The 26,442-nt window shown below is 58.3% G+C and carries 29 protein-coding genes; 10 read left to right on the forward strand and 19 right to left on the reverse strand.

Annotated features, from left to right (window positions below; all coding sequences use genetic code 11):
• The first annotated feature begins 226 nt into the window (after positions 1-226).
• Entirely contained in the window at positions 227-316 is a 90-nt protein-coding gene (locus tag HFD97_RS04635; protein WP_122983609.1) for a YnhF family membrane protein, read from the forward strand.
• A 47-nt stretch (positions 317-363) separates the two neighbouring features.
• Here HFD97_RS04635 and HFD97_RS04640 read toward each other — a convergent pair whose 3' ends face one another.
• Complete coding sequence (locus HFD97_RS04640; protein ID WP_058956560.1) at positions 364-1,152, reverse strand: C40 family peptidase; 789 nt, start codon at positions 1,150-1,152, stop codon at positions 364-366.
• A 365-nt stretch (positions 1,153-1,517) separates the two neighbouring features.
• On the opposite strand from HFD97_RS04640, the gene HFD97_RS04645 reads away from it, so the two are divergent.
• Positions 1,518-1,853, forward strand: a complete 336-nt coding sequence (locus HFD97_RS04645; protein ID WP_179291196.1) for a Grx4 family monothiol glutaredoxin — start codon at positions 1,518-1,520, stop codon at positions 1,851-1,853.
• 43 nt (positions 1,854-1,896) lie between these two features.
• Here the strand turns inward: HFD97_RS04645 and rnt are convergent, their stop codons facing one another.
• The 4 genes from rnt to HFD97_RS04665 all read right to left on the reverse strand — a co-directional run bounded on the left by rnt (position 1,897) and on the right by HFD97_RS04665 (position 4,953).
• The gene (gene rnt, locus HFD97_RS04650; protein WP_046101737.1) at positions 1,897-2,565 is read right to left on the reverse strand and encodes a ribonuclease T; all 669 of its coding nucleotides are present in this window, start codon (positions 2,563-2,565) and stop codon (positions 1,897-1,899) included.
• A gap of 119 nt (positions 2,566-2,684) precedes the next feature.
• Positions 2,685-3,092: a lactoylglutathione lyase gene (gene gloA, locus HFD97_RS04655; RefSeq protein WP_009090478.1), complete on the reverse strand. Its 408-nt coding sequence runs from the start codon at positions 3,090-3,092 to the stop codon at positions 2,685-2,687.
• Between the two features lie 116 nt (positions 3,093-3,208).
• Entirely contained in the window at positions 3,209-4,306 is a 1,098-nt protein-coding gene (locus HFD97_RS04660; protein ID WP_009090476.1) for an alkene reductase, read from the reverse strand.
• A 50-nt stretch (positions 4,307-4,356) separates the two neighbouring features.
• Positions 4,357-4,953, reverse strand: coding sequence for a TetR/AcrR family transcriptional regulator (locus HFD97_RS04665; RefSeq protein ID WP_033736271.1), 597 nt, complete (start codon positions 4,951-4,953; stop codon positions 4,357-4,359).
• Positions 4,954-5,127: 174 nt separating this feature from the next.
• Between HFD97_RS04665 and HFD97_RS04670 the strand changes: the two genes are divergently transcribed.
• The 4 genes from HFD97_RS04670 to HFD97_RS04685 all read left to right on the forward strand — a co-directional run bounded on the left by HFD97_RS04670 (position 5,128) and on the right by HFD97_RS04685 (position 7,533).
• Positions 5,128-5,367: a DUF1289 domain-containing protein gene (locus tag HFD97_RS04670; RefSeq protein ID WP_009090473.1), complete on the forward strand. Its 240-nt coding sequence runs from the start codon at positions 5,128-5,130 to the stop codon at positions 5,365-5,367.
• 68 nt (positions 5,368-5,435) lie between these two features.
• Positions 5,436-6,332, forward strand: a complete 897-nt coding sequence (locus tag HFD97_RS04675; RefSeq protein ID WP_167430894.1) for an aldo/keto reductase family oxidoreductase — start codon at positions 5,436-5,438, stop codon at positions 6,330-6,332.
• Positions 6,333-6,416: 84 nt separating this feature from the next.
• Positions 6,417-6,935: a superoxide dismutase family protein gene (sodC, locus tag HFD97_RS04680; RefSeq protein WP_167430893.1), complete on the forward strand. Its 519-nt coding sequence runs from the start codon at positions 6,417-6,419 to the stop codon at positions 6,933-6,935.
• 130 nt (positions 6,936-7,065) lie between these two features.
• Positions 7,066-7,533 (forward strand): hypothetical protein, encoded by a 468-nt coding sequence (locus HFD97_RS04685; RefSeq protein ID WP_009090461.1) that lies wholly within the window; start codon positions 7,066-7,068, stop codon positions 7,531-7,533.
• Here the strand turns inward: HFD97_RS04685 and HFD97_RS04690 are convergent, their stop codons facing one another.
• From HFD97_RS04690 to HFD97_RS04700, 3 genes are read right to left on the reverse strand one after another with little or no spacing between them, the layout of a single operon-like run.
• Entirely contained in the window at positions 7,534-9,534 is a 2,001-nt protein-coding gene (locus HFD97_RS04690; RefSeq protein WP_167430892.1) for an FUSC family protein, read from the reverse strand.
• Positions 9,531-10,388 (reverse strand): HlyD family secretion protein, encoded by an 858-nt coding sequence (locus HFD97_RS04695; RefSeq protein WP_167430891.1) that lies wholly within the window; start codon positions 10,386-10,388, stop codon positions 9,531-9,533. The genes HFD97_RS04690 and HFD97_RS04695 overlap by 4 nt, the downstream gene beginning before the upstream one ends.
• Before the next feature lie 5 nt (positions 10,389-10,393).
• Positions 10,394-10,630 carry a DUF1656 domain-containing protein gene (locus HFD97_RS04700; RefSeq protein WP_009090455.1) on the reverse strand — a complete coding sequence of 79 codons (237 nt, stop codon included), beginning with the start codon at positions 10,628-10,630 and terminating at the stop codon, positions 10,394-10,396.
• A gap of 150 nt (positions 10,631-10,780) precedes the next feature.
• On the opposite strand from HFD97_RS04700, the gene slyA reads away from it, so the two are divergent.
• Complete coding sequence (slyA, locus tag HFD97_RS04705; RefSeq protein ID WP_009090453.1) at positions 10,781-11,218, forward strand: transcriptional regulator SlyA; 438 nt, start codon at positions 10,781-10,783, stop codon at positions 11,216-11,218.
• A gap of 36 nt (positions 11,219-11,254) precedes the next feature.
• Here the strand turns inward: slyA and slyB are convergent, their stop codons facing one another.
• Complete coding sequence (gene slyB / locus HFD97_RS04710; RefSeq protein WP_009090452.1) at positions 11,255-11,722, reverse strand: outer membrane lipoprotein SlyB; 468 nt, start codon at positions 11,720-11,722, stop codon at positions 11,255-11,257.
• Positions 11,723-12,004: 282 nt separating this feature from the next.
• On the opposite strand from slyB, the gene anmK reads away from it, so the two are divergent.
• Positions 12,005-13,126 carry an anhydro-N-acetylmuramic acid kinase gene (anmK, locus tag HFD97_RS04715; RefSeq protein ID WP_046101745.1) on the forward strand — a complete coding sequence of 374 codons (1,122 nt, stop codon included), beginning with the start codon at positions 12,005-12,007 and terminating at the stop codon, positions 13,124-13,126.
• 46 nt (positions 13,127-13,172) lie between these two features.
• Here anmK and HFD97_RS04720 read toward each other — a convergent pair whose 3' ends face one another.
• The 3 genes from HFD97_RS04720 to HFD97_RS04730 form a co-directional block, all read right to left on the reverse strand.
• Positions 13,173-13,406 (reverse strand): DUF4060 family protein, encoded by a 234-nt coding sequence (locus HFD97_RS04720; protein ID WP_009090450.1) that lies wholly within the window; start codon positions 13,404-13,406, stop codon positions 13,173-13,175.
• A gap of 227 nt (positions 13,407-13,633) precedes the next feature.
• On the reverse strand, positions 13,634-14,845 hold the full coding sequence (locus tag HFD97_RS04725; protein WP_167430890.1) for a diguanylate phosphodiesterase: 1,212 nt from the start codon (positions 14,843-14,845) through the stop codon (positions 13,634-13,636).
• A gap of 100 nt (positions 14,846-14,945) precedes the next feature.
• Positions 14,946-15,467: a GNAT family N-acetyltransferase gene (locus HFD97_RS04730; protein ID WP_009090443.1), complete on the reverse strand. Its 522-nt coding sequence runs from the start codon at positions 15,465-15,467 to the stop codon at positions 14,946-14,948.
• Positions 15,468-15,763: 296 nt separating this feature from the next.
• Between HFD97_RS04730 and HFD97_RS04735 the strand changes: the two genes are divergently transcribed.
• Complete coding sequence (locus tag HFD97_RS04735) at positions 15,764-16,000, forward strand: hypothetical protein (RefSeq protein ID WP_009090441.1); 237 nt, start codon at positions 15,764-15,766, stop codon at positions 15,998-16,000.
• Between the two features lie 96 nt (positions 16,001-16,096).
• Here the strand turns inward: HFD97_RS04735 and HFD97_RS04740 are convergent, their stop codons facing one another.
• The 3 genes from HFD97_RS04740 to HFD97_RS04750 are packed head-to-tail and all read right to left on the reverse strand — an operon-like array spanning position 16,097 to position 17,958.
• Positions 16,097-17,257: an MFS transporter gene (locus tag HFD97_RS04740; protein ID WP_111207406.1), complete on the reverse strand. Its 1,161-nt coding sequence runs from the start codon at positions 17,255-17,257 to the stop codon at positions 16,097-16,099.
• Positions 17,257-17,796, reverse strand: a complete 540-nt coding sequence (locus HFD97_RS04745) for a TetR/AcrR family transcriptional regulator (RefSeq protein WP_140925215.1) — start codon at positions 17,794-17,796, stop codon at positions 17,257-17,259. Before HFD97_RS04745 ends, HFD97_RS04740 begins: the two co-directional genes overlap by 1 nt.
• Before the next feature lie 3 nt (positions 17,797-17,799).
• Positions 17,800-17,958, reverse strand: coding sequence for a hypothetical protein (locus HFD97_RS04750; protein ID WP_167428252.1), 159 nt, complete (start codon positions 17,956-17,958; stop codon positions 17,800-17,802).
• Positions 17,959-18,339: 381 nt separating this feature from the next.
• Here HFD97_RS04750 and HFD97_RS04755 point away from each other — a divergent pair, with 381 nt between their 5' ends.
• Positions 18,340-18,612 (forward strand): hypothetical protein, encoded by a 273-nt coding sequence (locus HFD97_RS04755; RefSeq protein ID WP_167430889.1) that lies wholly within the window; start codon positions 18,340-18,342, stop codon positions 18,610-18,612.
• A gap of 97 nt (positions 18,613-18,709) precedes the next feature.
• Here the strand turns inward: HFD97_RS04755 and HFD97_RS04760 are convergent, their stop codons facing one another.
• The 4 genes from HFD97_RS04760 to treZ all read right to left on the reverse strand — a co-directional run bounded on the left by HFD97_RS04760 (position 18,710) and on the right by treZ (position 26,030).
• Positions 18,710-19,474 carry an SDR family NAD(P)-dependent oxidoreductase gene (locus tag HFD97_RS04760; protein ID WP_009090434.1) on the reverse strand — a complete coding sequence of 255 codons (765 nt, stop codon included), beginning with the start codon at positions 19,472-19,474 and terminating at the stop codon, positions 18,710-18,712.
• A gap of 120 nt (positions 19,475-19,594) precedes the next feature.
• Positions 19,595-21,670 (reverse strand): glycogen debranching protein GlgX, encoded by a 2,076-nt coding sequence (glgX, locus tag HFD97_RS04765; RefSeq protein WP_058956644.1) that lies wholly within the window; start codon positions 21,668-21,670, stop codon positions 19,595-19,597.
• Positions 21,671-21,720: 50 nt separating this feature from the next.
• On the reverse strand, positions 21,721-24,249 hold the full coding sequence (treY, locus tag HFD97_RS04770; protein WP_167430888.1) for a malto-oligosyltrehalose synthase: 2,529 nt from the start codon (positions 24,247-24,249) through the stop codon (positions 21,721-21,723).
• Entirely contained in the window at positions 24,246-26,030 is a 1,785-nt protein-coding gene (gene treZ, locus HFD97_RS04775) for a malto-oligosyltrehalose trehalohydrolase (RefSeq protein ID WP_167430887.1), read from the reverse strand. Before treZ ends, treY begins: the two co-directional genes overlap by 4 nt.
• Between the last annotated feature and the right edge of the window lie 412 nt (positions 26,031-26,442).

Raw genomic sequence — 26,442 nt, forward strand, 5'->3', positions numbered from 1 at the left:
TGCGTCTGCTCAGGGTATTTTCCGCAAAAATGCCGTGTTATGGCGCATTAAACCGGCGGCCGACGGAGAATAAATGCCTGAAAAAGTGCGCAAACGGAATCAGGGCTGCGCGCGTTGCGCAACAAGGGCGGGATTCTAACAAGGCTGAACGGATAAAACGAGATTTTTACCCACGGCTGTGGGAAAATAGAATAACCACAATGATTACGTGGTTAAGGAGCAACCCATGAGTACCGATCTTAAACTGGCGTTAATGACCACTGTCGGCTGCCTGCTGATGATTGTGGCCTTTAGTTTTACCGCTGTACTGCACTGATAAAAAAGCCGGGACTTCTCCCGGCTTTTTTCTGACGCTGCATCAGCTCAGCGAATGGTTTTCGGCGTCATCACACGACGCGCACCAATATAGTGACGCTGCCAGTAATCTTCCCCTAACGCACTGATCTGAATATCTTTGCCGGTACGCGGTGACTGAATAAACTTGCCGTCACCCAGATAAACCCCGACGTGATCCGCGGTTCCGCGGCCATTAATGCGGAAGAAGACCAGATCGCCTTTTTCCAGTGACTCACGTTTGATAGGGGCAGCGTCACGCAGGTGATACATCTCGTTAGCGGTGCGCGGAATTTTAAACTTCACCAGATCTTTATAGGCGTACCAGACCAGCCCGCTGCAGTCGAAGCCGGTGTGGGGGGAGGTGCCGCCCCACTGATAAGGTTTGCCCAGCTGACCCATGAGCTTGGTCATCGCCGTTTCACGCGCTTTCTGGTAGCGCTGACGGTGAGATTTGCTCATTTTAATGGTGCCGGTCTCGCTGGCATCCGCGTTTTTCAGCAGGCGCTGGTGGCCGTAGCGTTTTTTCTCTTTGGTGCTGAGTCGGGCGGTCTTAAGCGAGGTTTTTTTGGCAGGTGTCTGTTTAGCGGTCAGTTCAACTTTTTTCTGTTTTTTCGTTTTGAGTTTCTGCACCGGGCTGAGACGGGTTTTTTTTGTCGTGGTTTTCACCACGCGACGTTTGCGGCGCTCATCCTCGCGCGCACTCTTTTTCTCTGCTTTATGCGTACTGACGTTCACCGGAGCGTGCGGAGACGCGGCGGCGATGTTGAAGAACAGTTGCGCAAAGGCCAGCATAAAAAGCGTAATGATTAAACGCATAGTCCATTAAGTAGTTAAGTTGTCAGGGCCACTACGCACCGCGACAAAGTTGAGATTAATCTGATCCAGGATCAGCGCCGAAGCCATTCTAGTCCAGTTCTTTTAAAAACTGTAATGCCTTTTATTGTTAATCTTTGCAACCCACGCGATTGTGCTGAAAATGAACATTTTCAGCGTCTTATATCAACGAAATTATTACGAATTATTAATCTGTTACCGGCTGTTAATAATCAGAAATTCACGCTGTGCCTGTCATGACTTAACCAGGATGGCGATTTCAGCAGGCAGCGATCAAAATCTCGTTTTCAGTCACGCTGCGAAGTCGCTACAATAAACAAACACGAAGTGACGAATTAAGGAAGGCAATTATGAGTACTGTAGAAAAAATTCAGCGCCAGATCGCAGAAAATCCGATCCTGCTGTACATGAAAGGTTCTCCGAAGCTGCCAAGCTGCGGCTTCTCTGCACAGGCGGTGCAGGCACTGTCAGCCTGCGGTGAGCGTTTTGCTTACGTGGATATTCTGCAGAACCCGGACATTCGTGCAGAGCTGCCAAAGTACGCCAACTGGCCAACCTTCCCGCAGCTGTGGGTAGACGGTGAACTGGTCGGTGGATGCGACATCATCGTTGAGATGTTACAGCGTGGTGAACTGCAGTCGCTGATTAAAGAGACCGCAGAAAAATTTAAAGAAGCAGAATAAAAAAAGGCCGACGCAATGTCGGCCTTTTTCGTTGTGGCATTCCTCAGACGGAGGCGCTGGCGTCTGCATCGCCTTCGGCAAAGGGCAGGGGCCAGCCACCTAACCGCTTCCAGCGGTTCACCAGCTCACAGAACAGCGTTGCGGTCTGCTGCGTATCATACAGCGCCGAGTGTGCCTGACTGCTGTCGAACTCCATTCCCGCAGCGATACACGCCTTCGCCAGCACGGTCTGACCCAGCACCAGCCCGCTCAGGGCTGCCGTGTCAAAGGTCGCAAAGGGGTGGAACGGGTTGCGTTTCAGGCTGGCACGTTCAGCCGCCGCAGACATAAAGTTCAGATCAAACGTGGCGTTGTGCGCCACCATGATGGCGCGATTGCAGCCGCTGTCCTTGATCCCCTTGCGCACCATTTTAAAAATGGCGTGCAGCGCTTCATATTCACTGACGGCACCGCGCAGCGGGTTGCCGGGATCGATACCGGTAAAGGCCAGTGCTTCAGGGTGCAGCAGCGATCCGACAAAAGGTTCGACGTTGAAATGCAGCGTCTGGTCTGTCTGAATCCATCCCTCTTCATCCATTTTCAGCGTGATAGCGGCAATTTCCAGTAACGCATCGGTTTGTGCGTTGAAACCGGCGGTTTCCACGTCGATGACCACCGGATAGAAGCCACGGAAACGTTGATTGAGTGCATTAGGGGAATTCGATTCAGACATCAGGATCTCATTGCAGGAAAAGGGCAGCGCGCATTATGGCAAAAAACGGGGCCGGGTGCAGCAGATGAAGCGCAGAGAAGGGGATTCAGCCCGCCCGGGAGGGCAGGCTGGCGGCAGGATCAGTTGCCGAGGCCTTTACCGGCATCTTTGTTTTCGATCAGTTCGATTTTGTAGCCGTCCGGATCTTCAACAAAAGCGATAATGGTGGAGCCACCCTTCACCGGGCCCGCTTCACGCGTCACGTTACCGCCATTCTGACGGATACGTTCGCAGGCGGCAGCCGCGTCATCCACGCCCAGCGCGATATGACCATAGGCGTTGCCGAGATCATACTTGTCCACGCCCCAGTTATAGGTCAGTTCGATAACCGCCCCTTCGCTTTCGTCGGTGTAGCCCACAAAAGCCAGGGTATATTTATATTCGGTGTTTTCGCTCTGACGCAGCACGCGCATGCCCAGCACACGGGTGTAGAAATCAATTGAACGTTGCAGATCGCCAACGCGCAGCATGGTATGTAGTAAACGCATAACATCCTCTTTGAAGTAAAACGCCATCGCCGGATGACCCAGGCGCTAAGTATAGCGATGAAAATCGCCATTGAATAATGGCCGCCGTCATCGTCCCGGACGGCAGCCAGACAGGTTTACAGTGTCGGGTAGTCGATGTAGCCTTCCGCGCCGCCGCCATAGAAGCTTTCCGGACGCTGAGGATTCAGAGGAGCATCCTGCTGCAGACGCTCAACCAGATCCGGGTTCGCGATGTAGTCGCGACCAAACGCGACGGCATCGATCAGACCGCGACCAATCAAATCGTCCGCTTTCTCGACCGTGTAGGCACCGGCACCGATAATGGCACCCGGGAACAGGTCACGTACTTTCTGACGGAAGGCATCCGTGTAAGGCTTGCCGCCGGCCCAGTCTGGTTCTGAAAGGTGCAGGTAGGCGATGTTGCGTTTCGCCAGCTCACCGATGTACCACAGCGCCGCTTCTTCTTCATCCGGGCCGTTATCCAGATTCTGGAAGCTGCCGATCGGCGAAACGCGGATACCGATACGATCGGCTGACCAGTTTGCAATGACCGCATCCACCACTTCCAGCGCGAAACGACCGCGTTTTTCGATGCTGCCGCCATATTCGTCGGTACGCTGGTTGGAATCCGGGGCCAGGAACTGATGAATCAGGTAACCGTGTGCCGAGTGCAGCTCAAGCAGGTCAAAATCCGCTTCACGCGCATTCGCAGCCGCCTGACCGAAATCAGCTACGATCTGCTGGATCTCAGGAATCGTCAGTTCGCGTGGCTCTGAGGTCTCTTCGCGGTAGACGCTGCCATCTTCAGCACGCAGTGAGGTTCGGGTACCCGCCGCAATCGCCGACGGGGCGACCGGGGCTTTACCTTCCGGCTGAACGCTGTTGTGGGAAATACGACCGGTGTGCCACAGCTGCACGGCGGTGTGGCCGCCCGCCTGATGTACGCCTTCGTTAATGCGTTTCCACGCCGCAATCTGCGGCTGCGTATGTAAACCCGGCGCACCGGCATAGCCTTTGGCCTGGAAAGAGACCTGCGTGGCTTCGGTGATGATCAGACCGGCGCTGGCGCGCTGACGGTAATATTCCGCCATCATCGGCGTCGGGATATCGCCTGGCTCAATGCTGCGCAGACGGGTCAGCGGTGCCATAAAGACGCGGTTTGGGACGGTAATTGCGCCAACTTTCAGCGGACGAAACAGCTGGGTACTCGCCATAATAGCTCCTGATTAGTAGACCAGTCGTCTACAAACACGTTTTTTAAAAATCAGTGGCGTTCTAGCCACTGTTCGATGGTACTCAGTGCGAGGCGCAGGGGCTGCGCCTCGCGGGAAATTTTGCTCTGCAGGCTGGCACCCAGCCAGAGCAGCGACAGCAACTCCGCCATCTGTGCAGGCGGCTGCGGCAGGTTCAGCGACTCCTGCTGCACCGCCTCAGTCAGCGTCCGCGCATAGAGCGCGGTGATTTTCGCCGCACCCTGCTGCAGGGCATCGCGCATCGGCTCAGAGAGATCGCAGACTTCCGCAGAGACTTTCACGCCCAGGCAACCCACAATGTGGCCCTGCTGAACGAACAGATCGACCGCTAAACGGAAGTGGTTGAGCAGGCGTTCGCGCGGGGTGCCATCCGTCCGGCTGAGCTGTAATTCCACATCCTGCAGGAAGCGTGCAAAGTAGCGTTCCAGTAACGCCACGCCAAACGCCTCCTTGGAACGGAAGTAATAGTAGAAGGAGCCTTTCGGTACGGCCGCCTGTGACAGCAGTTCGCTTAAGCCCATTCCGGTGAACCCGCGTTGCAGACAGAGTTGCTCACCTGTCTGAAGCAGGTGCTCGCGGGTTTCGTTGCGTTGTGGCGTCTTATTCATGGCACTGAGAGTAGTAGACCAGTCGGTCGGTTGCAACGATCGGCCCACACGATGGCACAGAGTGTTCACCCGTTCGCGCGACAGCGACATTATTGTGACCGGCTGAGGCTCATTTCCTGTGCAACCAGGCTACGCTGTTACTCTGACTGGTTATTCTGTGACTCCGGAGACGTAGTGGCCGAGCAGCTTGAGTTTTTCCCGGTTCCCAGCCCCTGTCGCGGCATCTGCGAGAGCGATGCGCGCGGCTACTGTCTGGGATGTTTACGCAGCCGTGATGAGCGGTTCAACTGGCTGCGCTTCAGTGATGCCCAGAAGCGCGAGGTGATTCGCCTGTGCCAGATGCGGCGTCAGCGTCTGCTGCGCCAGCAAAAGGGCGAGGAGCCACCCGCACCGCAGCAGCCGGAGTTATTCTGACGGCCTGGCGCTTTCCGTTATACTCTCTGACACGCTAATGTCAGCCAACGTGCAACAGGGAGATCGTCATGTCACAACCGCAAGCCATTGCTCTGCAGGGGCCCGATTTTTCACCGCTGGTTATGGGGTACTGGCGTCTGATGGAGTGGGGCATGTCGCCTCAGGAGCGGCTCGCATTTATTGAGCATCACCTCAGCCTCGGTATTACCACCGTTGATCACGCCGATATCTATGGTGACTATCAGTGTGAAGCAGCGTTTGGTGAGGCGCTGAAGCTGGCTCCTGGCCTGCGCGATCGGCTGCAGATTGTGACCAAATGCGGCATCGCTACCCGTGCCCGCCCGGAAAACCAGATTGGTCACTACATCACCGATAAACAGCATATCGTCCAGAGTGCAGAAAACTCGCTGCGTCACCTGCACACCGATCGTCTCGACCTGCTGCTGATCCATCGTCCCGATCCGCTGATGGACGCGGATCAGGTCGCCGATGCCTTTATGGCTCTGCACCAGAGCGGCAAGGTACTGCACTTTGGCGTCTCCAACTTTTCCCCGGCCCAGTTCTCCCTGCTGCAGTCCCGCCTGCCGTTCTCGCTGGTCACTAACCAGCTGGAGATCTCCCCTGTGCAGCAGAGCGGACTGCTGGATGGATCGCTGGATCAGTGTCAGCAACTGCGTATCCGGCCAATGGCCTGGTCCTGTCTGGGTGGCGGTCGCCTGTTTAACGATCCCCACTTCCAGCCACTGCGCGATGAACTGGAGCGGGTGCGTCAGGAAACCGGGGCGAGCAGCCTGGATCAGGTGGTCTATGCCTGGATTCTGATGCTGCCGTCGCGTCCGCTGCCGATCATCGGGTCGGGCAAAACGGCGCGGGTCAGCGACGCGGTCGGTGCGCTGAGCGTGACGCTGTCACGTCAGCAGTGGTTCCGCATTCGTAAGGCCGCGCTGGGCTACGATGTGCCCTGAAGCGTAAAACTGCGTCAATTTTCAGCAGAATAGCGCAACAGCGACCAGACTTATTGCACACCCTGGTATGCAAACGGAGTCATCATGAAAATGAAAGCAGTCGCGCTATTCGCGCTGATCGCCTGTGGGTCAGCCCATGCCGCCAGTGAACAGGTGACGGTTCATCAGGTCACCGCTGAGGGCGTGGGTAAATCGCTGGGCACCGTAAAGATTGATGAGACAGAGTATGGTCTGAAGTTCACACCGGATCTGAAAGGGCTGACGCCGGGCATTCATGGATTTCATGTCCATGCCAAAGGCAGCTGTGAGCCGGGCGAGTCTGAGGGCAAAGTGGTGGCCGCCGGGGCGGCCGGCGGGCATCTCGATCCGGCTAACACCGGCAAACATCTGGGGCCGTATGCGGAAGGGCATCTGGGCGACCTGCCTGCGGTCTATGTTGATGACCAGGGTAATGCAACCTATCCGGTACTGGCACCACGACTGAAGTCGCTGAGTGAGATCAAAGGCAAAGCGCTGATGGTCCATGTCGGCGGTGACAATCATGCCGACCATCCCAAACCGCTGGGCGGTGGCGGGGCACGTTACGCCTGCGGTGTTATCTGAATTTCCGGGCGGCCCATGCCAGCCGCCCGCTTTTCTCCTGCCGGTTTATTAATTGTTGTACCATCCCCTGCATTTCCCCCCTATGATATTGATTCAGGTACGAAAGCGTGATGGGGAAAGGAGCAGGAACATGAAATTCAAGGGCGCATTACTGCTGAGTCTGCTGCTGGTGGGATGCGATAAACCCAATGATACGCAACTGGTTACTGAAACCGGGCGGGAGCTTCAGCGCACCATCGATACCAGCCCGATGCGTGTCACCTGCGAAAAGATTGCCAAAGGTCGCGAATGGCTGAGCCGCAGCACGGTGCGCAGGCTGGAAGCTAAGGGGTGCGATCAGGTCTTCCGCAGCGCCACGGAAACCAATTTCACAGAAACCACGATTTATCGCCGCACCATGACCATGGTGTGCGGCGGCATTCATGGTCAGAGCTTCACCGGCAGCGAACTGACGCGCCGCTTTATCTTCTCACCGGATGAGAAAGCGCTGGTGATCGAACCGATGACCGAGATGGATAAGACCCGTTTTGAGGGGCACAAGACGCTGCAACAGCTGCAGGACGATTTTAACCGCCAGCAGCAGCAGTATTGTCAGTAGTCAGGCCGGTACCGCCTGTTTCAGCTGTGCCAGCGAACAGCGCAGGCGCCAGATAATCCCCGCCAGTTCACCGGCCTCGTTGCTGCCCTGCGCCAGCAGCGAGGCGATCGTCTCCTCCAGTTCCAGCAGCATCCGATCAAGCGAGCTGTGCTGCACGCCACGGCTGCTGATAATCTGCTGTAAATTCTGCAGGCTCTCATCGCGAAACCGCAGCAGCGACGCCGGACCGGCATCCCAGTCACGCAGCTGCCAGACAATATGCGAGCAGTTTAGCAGCACTACCCCCCAGCGCAGCAGCCAGACCCGCGCCTGTTCATCCCGGCTGTGACTGAGCTGGCTGATGCGATGGTAGATCTGCGATTCAAAACGACTTTCGCTGAGCCGGGGCTGTCGCCGCAGCTGATCGAGGAACGCCAGCCGCAGTGCCCGGATATGCCGCCGGCTGCGCCGGGCATCGGAGCTGGGGCGCAGGATCTGGAAAGCCAGCCAGGCGAGCAGTACCCCGCATACTTTGGCAATATTATCGTTGAAGAACGCCTGATAGTCCCAGACGGGCGGGTTAGTGACCGCGATAAACGAGCCCATAAAGACGATGAACTGTCCCCACATCCCGGCACGCTGTTTCTGCTGTAACTTAAAGAGTTGCAGCGTCACCAGCAGCGGAAACAGAACCAGTAAAAAGGGCCACAGCAGGCTGATCTGCACCATCAGGCCGAACTTCATCACAAAACTGAAGGCAAACAGCCACAGCAGCGTTTTCAGCAGCAGCGTCACGCTGCCGCCGGGTGAGGGCGCAGAGGCGTAGAGCACACAGGCGATCGCGGTCAGAGTCAGGGCTGAAGCGCCTGAAGACCACTGCGTGTTGATCCAGAAGGCGCAGCCCAGCACGATAACGCAGAAGGTGCGCAGGGCGCTCCAGCCCGCTTCGGCGCTGTCACTGTCGCGCGCCAGCGCCGGAACCGGCGGAGGCTGAAAGCGGGTATCCGCATCGGCACGATCCAGCAGCCTGATCCAGCGCAGCACGTTGAGGTACATCCAGCAGAAGTAGCGCAGCCGGTGAGAGAACGCGCGCTGGCGATAGTCGCCCGACGCCGCCGGTGTCACGCTGCGCAGGATCTGTGCCAGCCGGTATTTGTCGCAGTCCGGTTTCGCCAGCTCCGCCAGCAGCTGTTGCAGCGCCTCAAACAGCGCGGCAGGAGCATCGGGCCAGTTCAGCAGCATGCGGCGCAGACTGGAGAGCACGCTGGTGAGACGCAGTTGCTGGTGCAGCACGTAGTTCAGGACGTTGTTCTGGCGGCGAAAGCGATAGTGACTCCAGAACGCCTGAATGCGCAGCAGATTCATGGTCAGGATCTGGCTGATAACCGTCTCATGCGCGGTGCGGATCCCCTCACTGGCGGAAGGCTGCAGCAGCAGGACCGCATGTTCCAGCAGCCGGGCGTGCATCTGTTTCAGCGAGGTAATCAACGTCTCACCATCGGAAGTACTCGGCAGCACCATCATCATCAATCCGGCACAGAGGATGCCGGAGATCACTTCGCAGACACGCGCCTGGGCAATGGTCCACAATGCGGTAATGTCCGTAATATTGACGCTGCTGAAGGCGATGATGGCGGCGGTATAACCGGCAAGAGAGAAGGCGTAGGCGACATTATTCTGATAGTGGCTGGCAATGCCGGTGCAGAGCGCCAGCCAGCCGGCAATGGCAAAGGTGAACAGCCACGGTTCATTCAGCGTGTGACCGGCAATCAGCAGGGCGGCGCTCGCCCCGACCAGGCTGCCGGCGATGCGGCCGAGGCTTTTACTGATTGCCCCGCCGACCGTGGGAAAGCTGATGACGGCGGCAGAGGTCATCGCCCAGTAAGGTTCATCGAGATCCAGACCGTAGGCGATACTCAGCGCCAGACACATCGATATCGCGTTGCGCAACGCGTAGCGCCACTGTCCGCCCGTCGCCTTAATCCAGGGCAGCTGATCCCAGGCCAGCCACTGCATATTCATGGCTGGATGGATATGGTGCAGCTGGTACCGGCAATCAGCTCAGTGTGTGCCGGAAGCGGGTCGAGACGAATGCGCACCGGTACCCGCTGCGCCAGGCGTACCCAGGGCACATTGGGTTTGATATCGGGCACCAGACCGCTGTCCGTCTCAATGCTCTGGTCGTAAATGGCGCGACCTATGCTCTCCACCTGGCCCTGCAGCTGTGCGCCATTGCTGTAGAGCACCACCTGTGCCGCGGCGCCCGGATGAATATGGCGCAGCTTGGTCTCTTCAAAATAGCCCATCACGTAGTAAGAGTGACTGTCCACCAGCGCAAACAGGGGCGTTCCCGCCGCGGCATAGTTGCCCGGCCGCAGCGTCAGATTGGTGATCCAGCCATCTGTCGGGGCGGTCAGCGTCGTCTGCTGCAGGTTCCAGCGTGCCCGCTCCCATTCCGCCTGCGCCGCTTTGGCACTGGCAGCCGCGGCTCCGGCGCTGAGGCTTGCCGCATCGAGATCTTCTGCAGAGATAATGTTACGCGGCAGATGAGCGCGCCGGTTAAATTCATGCTGCGCTTTCGCCAGATCCGCCTGCGCTTTGCTCAGCTGGGCGGCGGCGTTGTCGAGCGCAATCTGCCACGGCACCGGGTCGAGCGTCAGCAGCTGCTGGCCCTGATGGACAAACTGATTATCGGTGACGCTGAGCTGAGCAATCCGGCCCGACACCTGAGGCGTAATATCCACCAGCTCTGCCCGCACCTTACCGTCGCGGGTCCAGGGGGACTGCATGTAGTAGTTCCAGAGCCAGCCCCCCGCCAGCAGCGCCAGGGCGAAGACAATGAGGGTGGAAAAATATTTTACCGCGTTAAATTTCATATCGATTATCCGTGACCGATGAGCCAGAGTGCGGCGGTAACGCACAGCACAAACAGGGAGAGATCAAACAGGGTGGGATGCCAGACGTCGCCGGAGTAGATCCAGCCGCGCACCAGGGGGTGGATCAGCAGCCAGAAAAAGAAGCCAAGGAGCACCGCCTTGAATATCGGCGGAAAAAACAGTGAGGCGCCCACGACCAGATCGGTCAGCGGTTTCGCGCCTGAAAAAGCGGAGGTGAGCACGTGATAACATCCCTCGTTAACCCAAACGGCAGGGGGAGAGCGTTGCCGCGATTTCCTGGCCTGGCCCGGGATTTGTAATTTGTCCTGTAAACTCGCAGAATAGTGTAGAATCTGGCTTGATAGCTAGCAAGCTAATTATAAGGAGATGAAATGGATACGCCCCTCGGAACGGATTTATCTCGCCTGGTGCGCATCTGGCGCGCGTTGATTGATCAGCGGCTGAAGCCGCTTGAGCTGACTCAGACTCACTGGGTGACGCTGCACAATATTCATCAACTGCCGCCCGAACAGTCGCAGATCCAGTTAGCCAAGGCGATTGGCATTGAACAGCCCTCCCTGGTCCGCACGCTGGATCAGCTGGAAGAAAAAGGGTTAATTACCCGCTCGACCTGTGCCAGCGATCGTCGCGCCAAGCGCATCAAACTCACGCAGCAGGCGGAGCCCATCATTGAGCAGGTGGAGAGCGTGATTGATGAGACGCGGGACGACATTTTGTCCGGCATCAGTCGGGAAGAGATCAGCCAGATGGTGACGCTTATCGCCCGGCTTGAGAAAAACATTCTCGAACTGCAGAACAAAGAGAAATAAAAAACCGACGCCCAGGCGTCGGTTTTTTTTGCTATCTCAGCGAGGTGAAACGGTGACCTGGCTGCCGTTAGAGGCCATCACGACACGCTGGCCAACGGAGTAGCGTGAGGCGGCCTGTTTCTGAACCACCATGATGGTGTTGCCGTCATCCTTGCGGATTTCCAGCTCAACGCCATCGGTTTTATTGATTGCGCCCTGAACGCCCTGGCCCGCAACGCCGCCCAGCACCGCACCACCGGCTGTCGCCAGGCTACGACCTGCGCCGCCGCCAATCGTGTTACCCAGGAAGCCACCCAGCACGGCACCGCCGATGGCACCGATAACGTTACTCTCATCGCCACCCTGGATTTTCACCGGGCGAACGGAAACTAACGTACCGTAAGAGACGCTCTGCACCTGCTTGGCTTCACTGGCACTGTAGGTATCACCCGACAGCGTACTGGTATTGCTACAACCTGCCAGCATGACACCGGTCAGAGCGACCACAATTACACGCTTAATCATCTGAAACTCCTTTAGTCGAGAAGGCGCCACGTTTACCGCTGTATCCTGCTCACAGTATAAGACACAAACCTGGCAAATTAATCCCTGTCCGAATAAAACACGGTTGAACGAAGCATAGACTATGTAAGATCAACAATAATTCAATCGTGGATCAAAAATAGTCCCGCAGCGTTACCGGTCAGCACATTTGGATAAAAACAAATTAATCATAGAATTAGCAGGTGTAATTTGTCAGGCTAGCCGCAGATAAATTGCACCTCCCGCCGGATGTAAGGAATGGCTATGAAATCAGGACGCTATATCGGAGTAATGTCAGGCACCAGCCTGGATGGAGTGGATGTGGTGCTGGCGGCCATTGACGAAAATATGGTGGCTCAGCAGGCGAGCTATTCGCATCCTATCCCCGCCGGGCTGCGCCAGGCGATCCTCGCAATTTGTCAGGGACAATCCCTGACGCTGTCGCAGCTGGGGCAGCTGGACACCCGTCTCGGCCAGCTATTTGCCGAGGCGGTCGTCACGCTGATGAAGCGCGAATCCCTTGAGGCCAGCGATATCACGGCAATTGGCTGTCACGGTCAGACCGTCTGGCATGAGCCGCAGAGCGACGCGCCCAACACCCTGCAGATTGGCGACAACAACCAGATTGTGGCGGCGACCGGCGTCACGGTGGTGGGCGACTTCCGTCGCCGTGACATGGCGCTGGGTGGGCAGGGCGCACCGCTGGTGCCGGCTTTTCATCAGGCCCTGCTGATGGATGCCACGGAACGCCGCATGGTGCTGAATATTGGCGGCATCGCCAACCTTTCGCTGCTGATACCGGGGCAGCCGGTGCGGGGTTTCGATACCGGTCCCGGTAATATGCTGCTGGATGCCTGGATCTGGCGGAATCAGGGTCTGCCGTATGACAAAGATGCGCAGTGGGCGCGAAGCGGTACGCGGGTTCCGGCGCTGCTGGAGGCGCTCTTAAGGGAGCCCTGGTTTGCGCTGCCGCCACCGAAAAGCACCGGGCGCGAGCACTTTAATCTGGGCTGGCTGGAGCAGCATCTGCGCTATTTCCCGGGGCTGGCTCCGCAGGATGTGCAGGCGACGCTGGTGGAGCTGACCGCCATAACCATCACCCAGCAGATATTGCTCAACGATGGCTGTGACCGTCTGCTGGTGTGCGGCGGCGGCAGCCGCAATCCGCTGCTGATGGCGCGCCTGGCTGCTCATCTTCCCGGCACCGAAGTGACTACCACCGATGCGGCGGGTATCAGCGGTGACGATATGGAGGCGCTGGCGTTTGCCTGGCTGGCGTTTCGCACGCTCTCCGGGCTGCCGGGCAATCTGCCTGCGGTAACGGGCGCGCGGGAGAAGAGCGTGATTGGCGCCATCTATCCGGCCAATGCGCTCTACCGGCGTTAACCTGCGAACCGGGGGCGGTCAGCCCCCGCTGGGTAAGGGGTGACCGTCAGGCGGCACCGGGGAGATGAGTGAGGTTACGGACGCCGGTAATCACAGTTGCCACCATGGTTTCGCGTCGGGTAATGACTTCGACCTGATAAAAACGGCTGCGGTAGGCGATGGAGTAGATGATGGGATGGTACTTGTTGCCTTCTCCGTAGCGAGCGTAGTGCGCTTCGAGCGCACGGGTTGCTGCCAGGATATGGGAGGGTTCTTTATCACCGCGGATGATTTGCTTCATTCAGTTCCTCAAATGCTGTCCCTGGAGTCACGTCGCACGCATGGCGCGTTGCGCTGGCCTAAACACTGAACATCTGACTGCTAAATCGGTAATCACAGACTGGGCAATAACTGACTCTGCCGGGCGAAGATGACAGAAAAATGATCGCCCGGCGCTGTTTATTATTTAGCAGTCGCCAGGGGATCCGGCAAGGCAGGGAAGCGCAAAATCATCCAAATCGCAGGGGGTTAAAGCAGCTCTGGCCAGGCGACGGCCGCAATGCGGTTCAGCTCAGGTTTTGAGAAGAGGAAGCCCTGAAACTGGGTCACGCCTGCCGCTTCGAGCCACATCCACTCTTCGGGCTGTTCGATGCCCTCCGCGATCACGCCGATCTCCAGTGACGAGCAGCATTTCAGAATGGCATGAATGATCGCCTGCTTCGGTCCGCTTTTATGCACGCCTGAGATAATCGCCCGGTCAATCTTGATCTTGTCGGGCTGAATGCGGGTCAGCAGCGACAGCCCGGCGAAGCCGGCGCCAAAATCGTCCAGCGCGAGGCTGATGCCCGCCGCCTTCAGCTGGCGAAGGGCCGCTTCAAAGGCATCCGGCTGCGAGATAATTTCATTCTCGGTGAACTCCACCATGATCTGCTCCGGCACCAGCCCCTGGGCCGCGATAGCCTCCAGCAAAAACGGAACCGCATCGGGCACTTCCACCAGCGTCATTGGCAGCAGGTTGATCGACAGGGTCATCCCCTCAATCCCCAGCTGTTTTGCCTGAGCAAACGCGATTTTTTTCGACTGCAGATCGGTCTGATAGAGCTGTTCACGTGACAGTCCGGCAAAATAATCCAGTGGCGGTTCACCCTGCGGGCCGCGCAGCAGTGCCTCCAGTGAAACGATTTCACAGGCAAAGGGATCGACGATCGGCTGAAACGCGAAGCTGACCTCATCCGTCGCCATCAGTGCGGCATCGCCTTCACGCTGCTCTGACTCGTCGCGGATAAAGGTCCAGCCGCTGGCGGAAGGGATCTCAAAATAGTTCTCTTTTTCCCGCGCTTCGACAAAGGTGCGCAGGAACTGCAGGGCGCGGTCAGAATAGGTCATCTGGTAGCGGGTGGTGCATTTTTCCAGCACCGCTTCCAGTACCGTCTCTTTATCGTGCAGACGGAGATCGAACAGTTCCATACCGACGTGACCAAACCGTCGCGCCGGGGCGTAGTCGCGCAACAGTTCAACCAGATTATGATGGCGCGTATCCTGGCAAATCCGGTTATAGACCGCTTTTACGGCCGCTTCCGGACCTTCCAGCAGCTGAAAAAAGTGTGTTCCATTAAACAACAGAATCCCGGTGACGCTGGATGATTTGTTGATTTTGTTCGCTTTTAATGCCAAATCATGCAGAAGCCCCAGTGACACATTTTCAGTGATGTGGCTTCTGTAGATGATTGTCGACAACATAAAAATTTCCGGGATTTTTTATTTTTTGTTAACACACCTTACCAGAAGGTTCTCCTGGGGAGAACGAGGGGGAGTGCGCCTTTCTTACTCTGGAACTATTTTAGTCGACAGGAAGCGCTGAATCACCTTTTCCCAGCGCACGCTGCATAAAAACCGTATCCAGCCAGCGGCCCTGTTTGAACCCGACCGAACGCAGGATGCCGGTCATCTCAAAGCCCGCTGCGCGATGCAGCGCAATGGAGCCCTGGTTCCCGCTGTCGCCTACATTAGCGATCAGCTGACGAAACCCCGCCTGCTCTGCCCAGGCAATCGCGTGATGTAACAGGCGTGACCCGACGCCACGCTGCTGAAATCCCGGATCGATATAGATCGAATCTTCCAGCGTGTGCCGGTACGCATGGCGCGGACGATAGGGGGCCAGATAGCAGAAACCGCGCACCTCACCGTCGCTGACGGCGATAAACCACGGCAGGCCCGCCTGCTGAATCTTATGCATCCGCCCGGCGATTTCGGCGACGTCAGGCGGAACCGTCTCAAACGAGCCGGTGCCATTAAGGACATGCCAGGCGTAAATCTGCTGAATCGCCGGGATATGAACATCCTCTGCTGCAAAAATTTCCATTGTCACGCTCCGGTATTATCTTTAACGGCTTTACCCGGTGAAAAAAACAACGGTATAGCGGGTCGTCAGGGGACGCAATGAAAATCTTGCGGGTGCGCATTCTCTCCTGTCGGCTCGCTTACCAGGATTAATCCTGGCAAATCGGAGGGCAGAATGCCAGGCAGCATGAAAGAGGCGATATCCGGGGGTATTAAGCCTTTTCTGAAAACCGCGCCAGCCGGATGATTCATTCCAGGGTTAGGGCTATTATCTCTGCGGTTTCGGTTGAGCTGATTTAATATCCGGGGGTGCGCGTGATGCGATTTGTTGATTTTCTGAAAAGTAAGCAGGGGCTGCGCGCCGCGAGAAATCACTGCTTTGAATTAAATGGTGTGGTGCTCGGTCATTTCACTGCGCTATTTCTGCACGATAACCAGATTATTTTTACCAAAGATGGCAGGCATTGCGTCGTGCCTTATTATCTTGGTGCCGATGACGATTTAACTGAGCAGACGATTAATCCGCGCATTAATAATATCCGGGCGCTGAACTGATTAATTCCGCTATCGCCCGCCACGCTTAATATACTCCGCGTGCGGAGGTTATATTTATTCGCCAAAAAATGTGCGTTATCCCTCTTTTCGCTCTGTTCACGGCTGCCGCCGATCGCGCTGTGGCGCTTTCACACGGCGCGGGGCAACAAACAGCAGCAGCAGGGCACTGGCAGCAAACAGCGTCAAAGCCGTAACGGCGCCCAGCGCGGCATAGAGCTGGCCAAACAGCAGCGATCCCACCACCTGACCTGCCGCCAGCATAAAGAACAGCATCCCGACGCCGGTTGCCGGATCGTCAGCGGTGGCCTGCGCGCCCCAGACCAGCAACACCCCTGACAGCGTGACATAACCTGCGCCACAACAGGCCACCGCCACCATTAAGCCCGCAGAGTCGCCCCGGCTCAAAGCCAGCACCAGCAGCGGCACGGCCATTCCGCACAGCGCGAGCCGGTAGACCCCATTCAGTCCGATACGGGCAGCCAGCGGGCCGGTAAGCACACCGGCAATGCCCGCTCCTCCGGCAATCAGCCAGAGCAAACGGGCGCTCTCCGCATCCATGCCGACGTGCTGACGCAGCAGCACCGATCCAAAACTCCACCAGGCCGCACTGATCAGACCTGAAACAAGCGCAATGCCCATCAGCCGCCGCAGCGCGCGGCAGTACAGGCGCGGCTGCCCGTGACGCTTCTGCGGCCTGTGAGCAGCGGTGTGAGAGGATAAGTGACGCATCACCGGCAGCGCACAGGCCAGAGCGAGCAGGGCGAAGAGCCCGCAGGCGGCGCGCCAGCCGCCCGGCAGCGTGCCGAGAATGATAACGGAGAGGATAATCCCCGCGCTGGTACCGGCATTGATCAGGGTGTTGATGCGCGGCTGGCGCGCCGCGGGCACACAGGCACTGACTGCCGCCGCCAGGGCGGGAGACGCCAGGCCGGAACTGAATCCGGCGATAAAGAGTCCGGCCGCCAGCAGCAGCGGCGAGGTGGCGAGGGCAAGCAGCAGCAGACCTGCCGTCGCACAGAGTGAGGCGAGTAGCGCCGTCAGCCGCGCACCGTAGCGCCGGGCCAGCGCCGCGGCGCTGAGAATGGTCAGACAGTAAGAGACAAAGCTGCAGGCGGAGAGCAGACCCGTCTGCTGTGGGCTTAACGGGATCGCTGCCGATATGGCGGGCAGCATCAGCCCCCATGAGAAGCGGGCCATGCCATAGGTTACCGCGATCAGGCTGAAGCCGGTCAGAGCCAGGGCAGCAGGCGACCTCATCAGGAAGCCCCTTTCTGGAGCAGCAGCTGGCTGGCGATCTGCGCCGCATGCTGCGCGGCGGCGGGGCCGGTAATCAGCGCGGTGGTAATCGCCCCTTCAAAAAGCATCCAGATGGCATCGCTCAATGATCGATCTTCGGCACCGTGCAGGCAGGTTACACAGTCGGTGATGTAGCGGCGCATGGCGGCGCGGAATGCCAGCGCCTGCTCTGCCAGCGCCTGATCCCGTCCGGCATATTCTCCCCAGGCTTTAAGGAAGAAGCAGCCGTGCGCACCGTTTGCCTCTGTCCAGCTGGCCAGCACGCTAAACAGCTGCGCGATCGCCTCCGGCTGGTGGGCCGGCAGCAGCTCAGCCATAAAGCGCTGCTCACGCGCCGCCATCACCGCAGCGGTCATCGCCTCGCGTGAGGGAAAGTGATGATAGAAGGTTCGGGTGGAGACGCCCGCTTCCCGACAGAGCTGGTCGGTACTGGTGGCGTGGAACCCGTGGGTGTAAAACAGCCGCTCGGCAGCCTGAATGATGTCATCGCGTTTTTTCATCCCTTAAAAGTAAACCGTTCGTTTTACTTTTGCAAACCGGGCACGGCTGGATGCGTCCACCGGTATTGATAAATCCGCGAAGCCGGGGGATTTAGCGTTCCGCTTAAAGGCGCGCCCTCTGTCGCTTTCACGCTTTTTCAGCTTCAGTTCATTAATACTCATAATTACCCCTGCGGGGGTAAGTGATTCCAGCGCTGCGTCTGATATGACCCGGACGGCAGAAGCTTTTATTTCTGAAGGAGCTCATCTTAAATAATTGTTTTATAAGGTTAATTTCAATTTTGCGCTGTTCTGGCATGCATTAGCACGGTAAATGCTTATGACGCGCTGAAGCGGCAGGCGGGGATCGGCGGCGATAAATAGCTGAAGCGAGTGAAGCGGGTAAAAAGGGCATATTCTCAAAGTCAGTCCGCCCTCTGTAATAAAGTGGTTTTAGGGATAATTCTCAGTTAGTTTAATAAAGCTTCAGATTACAAATAAAATCTCTTACGAATTTTGGTTCGTTTTTTTAAGACACATACAGCAACTATCAGGATGACTACCATGCTCAAAGCCAGCTATTATTATCTGTGCCCGCGTCCCATGGGTGGATGGATTTTACACAAAGAAGGTTGCGTTAATCTGTCAAAGAACGATAAGCGCGTGTTTATTGGTTCGCTTTATACCCGTCAGCAGGCGCTGACCGTGGCGAAAATACATCATGCCAATGCCATTCTCTGTAATGCCTGCCTGAGTACTTTTATTTGTCCGGGCAGCAGTACGGTAATTAAACCGGCACGCGCTGCCACGCCAACCCGTCATACGCCAAAACATTAAGCGCCGGGCTCTTTTTCCGGGAAAGCAGATAAGGGCGGGAATAGAAGCGGGATAGTCTGAATTAAAAAAGGGCAGCGTTAAGACGCTGCCCTGAGGATTATGCCTGTTTAGGCTGTCCGTTTGATGCGGTCAGCCCGCCATCGACCGGCAGATTGACGCCGGTAATATAGCTCGCCTCATCGCTGGCAATAAAGACAATAGCCCTGGCGATATCATCCGCCTCACCCGCGCGACGCAGTGGAATACGATCGTAAAAGCGCTCAAGCAGCGCCGGATCCTGTTTGGTATCTTCCGTCAGATCGGTAAAGGTAAAGCCCGGGCAGATCGCATTGATGCGGACGCCGTCCGCGCCGTAGTCCATCGCCAGAGCGCGGGTAAAGTTGGTGATCGCCCCTTTGGCGGCATTGTAGATGCTCATGCCCCAGTCACCGCCTAAGCCGGAGACCGAGGAGATGTTAACCACGTTACCTTTGCTCTTCAGCAGGGCAGGCATGAAGTAGTGAACGCCATGGAAAACCCCGTCCAGGTCGGTTTTCATCAGCGTTTTCCAGTCCTCAAGGTCCACTTCATGGATGCGGCCCTGTACAATCACACCAGCATTATTCACCAGCACGTCAACCCGGCCATATTTGTTCAGCACGGTTTCTGACAGTTGTTTAACCTGGGCAGCGTCTGAGACGTCGCAGGCCGCTACCAGGTGGTCACCCGGCGTCAGTCCGGCCAGCGTCTCTTCGAGTTTCTGCGCGGTGCGTCCCACCAGCACCACTGACGCGCCTTCTTCTGCAAAGCGTTTTGCGCTCGCCTCACCAATGCCGGACCCGGCACCTGTCACAACCACAACTTTCTGCGTAAATCTGGACATTATGCCTCCTTATCAGCATCAATTTTCACATTTAACAACCGGTTAAGCCTGGCAGTGATTGCCAGAAATTCAAGCGCAGCGTCAGAGGCGCTGCGCCTGAAGCCTTACTGTCATCCCTTATCAGGGACGTCTGAACAGTGCGAAGCTGCGTCCTTCCAGCTCAAAATCCTTCTCTTTGGTGATGACCAGACCGCGTTTCGCCACATCGCTGGTGGTCAGCTCCAGCACCCAGCCCCCTTCACCAAACTGCGGGATGCGGAAGGGCACGTTGCCCTCAAACGGGTTAAGCAGCATCAGCACATCGTGCCAGATGCCCTCTTCGGTCTGCAGGTCGGGCCGCCCGATATAGACGCCCAGCGTGGAGCCTTCATCCCACTGCTCACTCTGCTGGAACCCGCCGCCGGCGTTAAACCATTTGATATCCATGCCGTCGCGCCAGTTCTCCCGACGCAGCAGAGGCTGCTGAGCACGCAGGCTCAGGATCTGGCGGGTGAACGCACGCAGCGCTTCGGCGGATTCCGGCAGGTTATCCCAGTGAACCCAGGAGATTTCACTGTCCTGGCAGTAGCCGTTGTTGTTGCCCATCTGGCTGCGGCCAAACTCATCGCCTGCCAGCAGCATCGGCGTGCCGTGTGAGAAGATCAGGGTAGCGAGGAAGTTGCGCTTCTGGCGCTCGCGTACGGCGTTGATGCCTTCGTCGTCCGTCGGGCCTTCCGCGCCATAGTTGTACGAGCGGTTGTCATTGTGACCGTCGTTGTTATCTTCGCCATTCTCATCGTTGTGCTTGTCGTTGTAGGAGACCAGGTCGTTGAGCGTGAAGCCATCGTGCGCCGTCACGAAGTTGACGCTGGCCCACGGGCGACGGCCGTGCTGATCGTAAAGATCGCCGGATCCGAGCAGACGGGCAGCAAAGTCGGTCGAAACGTTGTTGCCCTTCCAGTAGTCGCGCACCGTGTCGCGATACTGATCGTTCCACTCTGCCCAGCCGGGCGGGAAGCTGCCCACCTGATAGCCACCCGGTCCGATATCCCAGGGTTCACCAATCAGCTTTTTCTGTGACAGGATCGGGTCCTGCATTACGGCATCGAAGAAGCCGCCGCGCGGGTCAAAGCCATCCGGTTCGCGTCCAAGAATGGTGCCGAGGTCAAAACGGAAACCGTCGATATGCATCGACTCAGACCAGTAGCGCAGCGAATCGAGCACCATCTGCAGCACGCGCGGATGCGAGGTGTTGACGGTGTTGCCGGTTCCGGTGTCGTTGATGTAGTAGCGGTGCTGGTCCGGCAGGGTCCGGTAGTAGGAGAAGTTATCGATGCCTTTAAACGACAGCGTCGGCCCCAGCTCATTCCCCTCGGCGGTGTGGTTGTAAACCACGTCGAGGATCACCTCAATGCCGGCATCATGAAAGGCGCGAACCATGTCGCGGAAGCCCTGAATGCCGCGCGGACCGAAGTAGCGGGTCGCGGGCGCAAAGAAGCCCAGCGTGTTGTAGCCCCAGAAGTTTTTCAGCCCTTTATCCAGCAGATGCTGATCGTCCGGGAACCAGTGCACCGGTAGCAGCTCGACCGAAGTAATGCCTAAGCTTTTGATGTAGTCGACGGTCGCTTTATGGCCCATGCCGTCAAAGGTGCCGCGCAGTTCGGGCGGCAGCGCCGTGTTGAGCTGGGTAAAGCCTTTAACGTGGGTTTCATAGATCACCGTTTTCGGCCATGGCACGTTCGGACGGTTCCTGTCCTGCCAGTCAAACTCGTTGGGATCGACCACCCGGCACTTCGGTGTAAACGGCGCGCTGTCGCGGCTGTCAAAGGTGAGATCTTTATCGTCGTGATAGAGATCGTAGGCGAAGTGCGCCTCGTTCCAGGCGATGTCGCCCGCCAGTTCGCGGGCGTAGGGATCGAGCAGCAGCTTGTTCGGGTTAAAGCGATGACCATTCTCCGGGTCGTAGGGACCATAGACGCGATAGCCATACAGCGCACCCGGCTTCAGACCCGGCACATAGCCGTGCCAGATTTCATGGGTATATTCCGGCAGCTCCAGACGGGCGATTTCCGTTTTACCGCTGGGATCGTACAGACAGAGTTCCACCCGCTCGGCGTGGGCACTGAACAGGGCGAAGTTTACGCCCTGACCATCAAAGTTTGCCCCCAGCAAATGACTGTAACCCGCCGTAATTTCAAAACGCTGACTGTTTGACATTGATGCCTCGTTATTCAGTGAACAGATTGACGCGTAACAGAAAAAAGGTTTCAGCGTGCCACCAGCACGGCGCACCACTGCGACGCCAGGTCGCCCAGCGCCAGCGCATCGCCCGCATCGAGCGTGTTACCGCTCAGCACATCCTCATAATGGCGCTGACGCAGCCCGTCCGGCAGGGCGAGGCTGATCTCTGCCCAGCGCGCCGCAGGCGGCTGATCCAGGTTTTCCGGCAGGGCGTCAAAGACCCGGCGCGACACAATGACAATCACCGCCTGCTCCCCATGGGTGCGGGCAAAGGCCAGCACCTTGTCCGGCTGCCCACCCCCGGCTTCCAGCGCCAGATAGTCGCCGTGGCGGAACAGGTCAGGTTGCTGCTGGCGCAGCGCCAGCAGCTTCACAATCGCCTGCTGATTAACCTGGCCACGCCGCCAGTGGGTCTCACTGCCGTCGTGCTGCGGCGCACTGAGCATGGCGGCCAGCGCGTCAAAGTCGGGCTCGCGGCGGTTATCGGGGTCGACCAGGCTGAAGTCCAGCGCCTCGCTGCCCTGATAAATATCGGGCACGCCCGGCGCGGTGAGTTTCACCACGGTCTGGGTCAGACTGTTGACCAGGCCCGCGCGGATAAAGGGCTGCAGCGCCTCGCAGAAGTCATTAAGGAAGGCGTGACTGGCGGGCGAGAGCAGGTGACGGGCATAGCCCAGCACCGCCTCTTCATAGGCGTCATTGTTGTCGGCCCAGTCGGTGCGCAGCTTGGCTTCACGCAGCGCTTTTTCCACGTAAACCACAAAGCGGGCCTCCAGCGCTGCCAGACCTTCTGCGTCGTCCGGTTGCAGGGTGGTCGGCCAGACTCCGGCCAGCGCTTCATAGAGCATCCATTCGACCGCCGGCTCCGGTGCCGGGCCATCTTTCAGCCGCACCACCTGATCCTGATTCATCTCCCGCCAGCGGCTCACGCAATCCGCCCAGCGCTGCGGCGCTTCGGTCAGGGTATAGAGCCGCGCACGCGCATCTTCACCGCGTTTGGTGTCGTGCGTTGAGGTACCCGACAGTGCATCGGGCTGATGTTCGCGCCGCGCCTGCATTTCGGCGTGGAACTGCGCCAGCGAGAAGTGACGCGCCAGCGGTTCAGCGCCGACCTCATTCAGCGCCAGCGCCATGTGCTGACGGAAGAACAGCGTATCTTCAACAGACTTCGCCATCAGCGGGCCGGTCAGCTGCTGGAAGCGGGTGCGGAACTGCGTGGCATCCTCGCGGGCCGCAGAGGCGACCTCTGCCCGCAGAATCCGGGTCAGAAAGTCGAGCGCCGCGCTGTCTGGTGCCGTGGCGCTGGCTTTCACCTGACTGACCACCTGCTGCAGCAGCTGCTGGTCGGCAGGGGTCAGGCCCTCCGGGGTGCCGTAAGTGCGATAGACCGGGAACGCCACCAGCAGCTCGCGCAGCGCATTTTTCAGCTCAGGCTCCGGCTGTGGCGTGCCCTCTGCGTCGGCAATCGTCAGCGCCAGCTGGAGTAACCGGTTAAATTCACCGGCAAAATTACGGTTCGCCATCAATAGCTTGGCGGCGCGCAGCTCCGCTTTCATGTCCACGGTTTTGCCAATCACCGCCTGATAGGCTTTGCGCAGGCCACTCAGGCGATCGCTGTCGACCAGCAGGTTGGCGAGCGCCGCCATAAACTCATAACCGGTGGTGCCGGAAACCGGCCACTCATCCGGCAACTGTTCATCCTCTCCCAGGATCTTCTCCACGGTGAGGTAGCAGTCGGGACCCGCCGCCTGGCGCAGCTGCTCCAGATAGCCGCGCGGATCGGCCAGGCCATCGACGTGATCCACCCGCAAGCCCTGCACCGCGCCGCTGTGAACCAGTTCAAGAATCAGCTGATGCGCAGCGTCAAAGACCGTTTTGTCCTCCACGCGCACGCCCACCAGACCGGTCACCTCAAAGAAACGCCGGTAGGAGAGGTCGCGCGGCGCGTCGCGCCAGGACATCAGTCGCCACGGCTGCTGGTCATGCAGGGCTGCGATCTCTGCGGCATCGCGCAGGGCGAGCACCGCCTCTTCCCGATCCTGCCAGGTCTGTGGGTCCAGCGGGTAGAAATTGTCAAAGTAGGCCAGCGCCGGCTTGCCGCTCTGCGGGTCGCGCTGCACGCTGATCTCGCCATTCGCCAGCACCGCCTCAAAGGTGTCACCGAGGAACGGCAGTGTCAGGCGACGTGACCAGTCGATATCAAAATAGGTGGCGTAGCGACTCTGTTCACCATGTTCGATCACGTCGCGCCACCACGGGTTCTCCAGCGACGCGGCCATATGGTTCGGCACAATGTCGAGGATCAGGCCCAGCCCGGCGGCCTGCAGCGCGGCGACCATCCGATCAAATCCTTCGCGTCCGCCAATGGCGGGCTCAATCTCGTTGACGTCGGTGACGTCATAGCCGTGGGTGGACTCCGCGGTCGCGCTGAAGATCGGCGAGGCGTAGAGATGGCTGATCCCAAGCTGTTTCAGATAGGGCACCAGCGCCGCGGCGCGGTCAAAGGTCATGCCGTTGCGGAACTGGATGCGATAGGTTGCGGTTGGAATAGTCATGCGGTTTCTCCCTTAGCCAGACGCACCACGATAGAGTCAGGCGCAAGTTCAGTTGCGGCCTGCGGCCAGGCAAACAGGGTCTTACCCGGCAGATCGGGGATCGGCTGCGTGCGGTTGCTGACGTTCAGCGCCAGGGAGAGCGTGCCCGCCGGGAAGTCCCAGCGCACCGCGAGGAAGCCCTCTGACGTCGTGATCACCTGGCCGGCGTCCCCCCCGGCGCTCTGCAGCAGCGGCACGATATGCTGCTGACGCAGGCTGAGCAGCTGGCGCGTCAGTGCCAGCCACTGCTGGCCTTCCGGCGTCTCCCTCTTCTGCCAGTTAAGTTTCGACTGTTCAAAGGTGGTCACATCATTAGGGTCCGGCACGGTTTCACCGTGACCGGCATGGCCTTCAAATTCTCTGGCGCGGCCTTCGCGCACCGCTTTAGCCAGATCGCCGTGGAAATCGGTGAAGAACAGGAACGGCTGGGTTTCGCCATACTCTTCGCCCATGAACAGCAGCGGGATATGCGGCGAGACCAGCAGGGTGGCCAGCAGCACCTGAGTGCGCGCGGCGCCAGCCAGGCTGATGAGCCTTTCGCCCTGCGCCCGGTTGCCCGTCTGATCGTGGTTCTGGATAAAGTCGACAAAGGCCACCGGCGGCTGGCTGCTGCTTTTCACCCCACGCGGTTCACCTGACTGCTTCGACACTTCGCCCTGATAGACAAAGCCTTCTGCCAGCGCCCGCGCCACCTGCTGCGCCGGATGATCGGCAAAGTCCTGGTAGTAAGCGTGATCTTCCCCGGTCGCCAGCACATGCACGGCGTTGTGGAAGTCATCGTTCCACTCCCCCGTGAACAGCGGAGCCTCGCCTTTTTCATCACGCGGATGAAGGAAGGTGACATTGCGGCAGTCTTCGGTGGTGAGATGGATAGGGCGATCGGTAATCGTCGAGCGGATACGCTCGGCAATCTCAATCAGCACATGCTTTTCGCTGGGATCGTCAATCTGATCGATGGCGTCAAAACGCAGGCCGTCGAGATTAAACTCCTGCAGCCAGTAGAGCGGCGCCTCCACAATGTAGCGACGAACCGCATCAACGTCATAGGCGATGCCTGCCCCCCACGGCGTCTTGCGCTCCTGATGGAAGAAGTCAGGCGAGAGCAGGGGCAGATAGTTGCCCTCCGGGCCGAAGTGGTTCAGCACAATATCGAGCACCACAGACAGACCGTGGCCGTGCGCTGCGTCGATAAAGGCTTTGAAATCATCGGGTGTGCCGTAGGCGGCGTGCGGTGCATAGAGCAGCACGCCGTCGTAGCCCCAGCCGCGGTTGCCGCCAAACTGCGACACCGGGAGCACCTCGATCATGGTAATGCCGGTTTCCGCCAGCACCGGAAGCTTCTCAATCGCGGCCCGGAAAGTGCCTTCGGGGGTAAAGGTGCCGATGTGCAGTTCATACACCACCGACTCCGGCCACGGACGGCCGCGCCACGCGGTGTTCTGCCACTGATAAGCATCAGGATCGATCACCAGAGAGGGACCGTTGACCTCCGCTTTCTGGGCGCGGGCGGCGGGATCGGGCACGGCTGTGCCATCTGCCAGCACAAAGTCATACTCCGCGCCGGCGGCCACACCGGCGACCTGCGTCTCAAACCAGCCGTCAGCCTGCGGAGTCATCTCTATGTCTTTACCGGAGAGGCGCAGCGTCACACGTTGCTGGCCGGTTGCCCAGAGGCGAAAACGCACCTCATCACGGGCAACCCGTTCAGCGCCCCAGCTTTTGGAAAAAGATTTGGATTCCATTCAGTTGCCTCATTTAGCCTGGAAATGCGCAATGGCGTCCATCGCGCGAAAAGGATGTTGATCATGCAAATGTCAAAAATCATAAACCTGCCAGCGAGACCAGGATGCCGGGTGGGCCGGCGCGTCTCTTCAGCCAGGAAGCTGGACTGGTATTCAGTGTGATGCGGTGGAAAAGGGCGGTGAGACCGCTTCCACGCGGCTACAGTGAATAATCATAGACTAAGATGTTGCCCTCGCCGGGCGGCGGAGGGGCTGGTGAACAAAATTTGCGTTTATGACGCTGAATCAGCGTGATCCGGGATGAGTGAAAGCGGGGGCGGCGCAGAAAAGGCTGACGCAGGGGGCGGATTCGCTATAAGCTCAGGCACGTCCGGACAGGCTCGCCCGTGACGCTGAATGTTTAAGGAGAGGA

The sequence above is a fragment of the Pantoea sp. EKM103V genome, assembly GCF_011800365.1.
GTDB classification, from domain to species: Bacteria; Pseudomonadota; Gammaproteobacteria; order Enterobacterales; family Enterobacteriaceae; genus Pantoea; species Pantoea anthophila.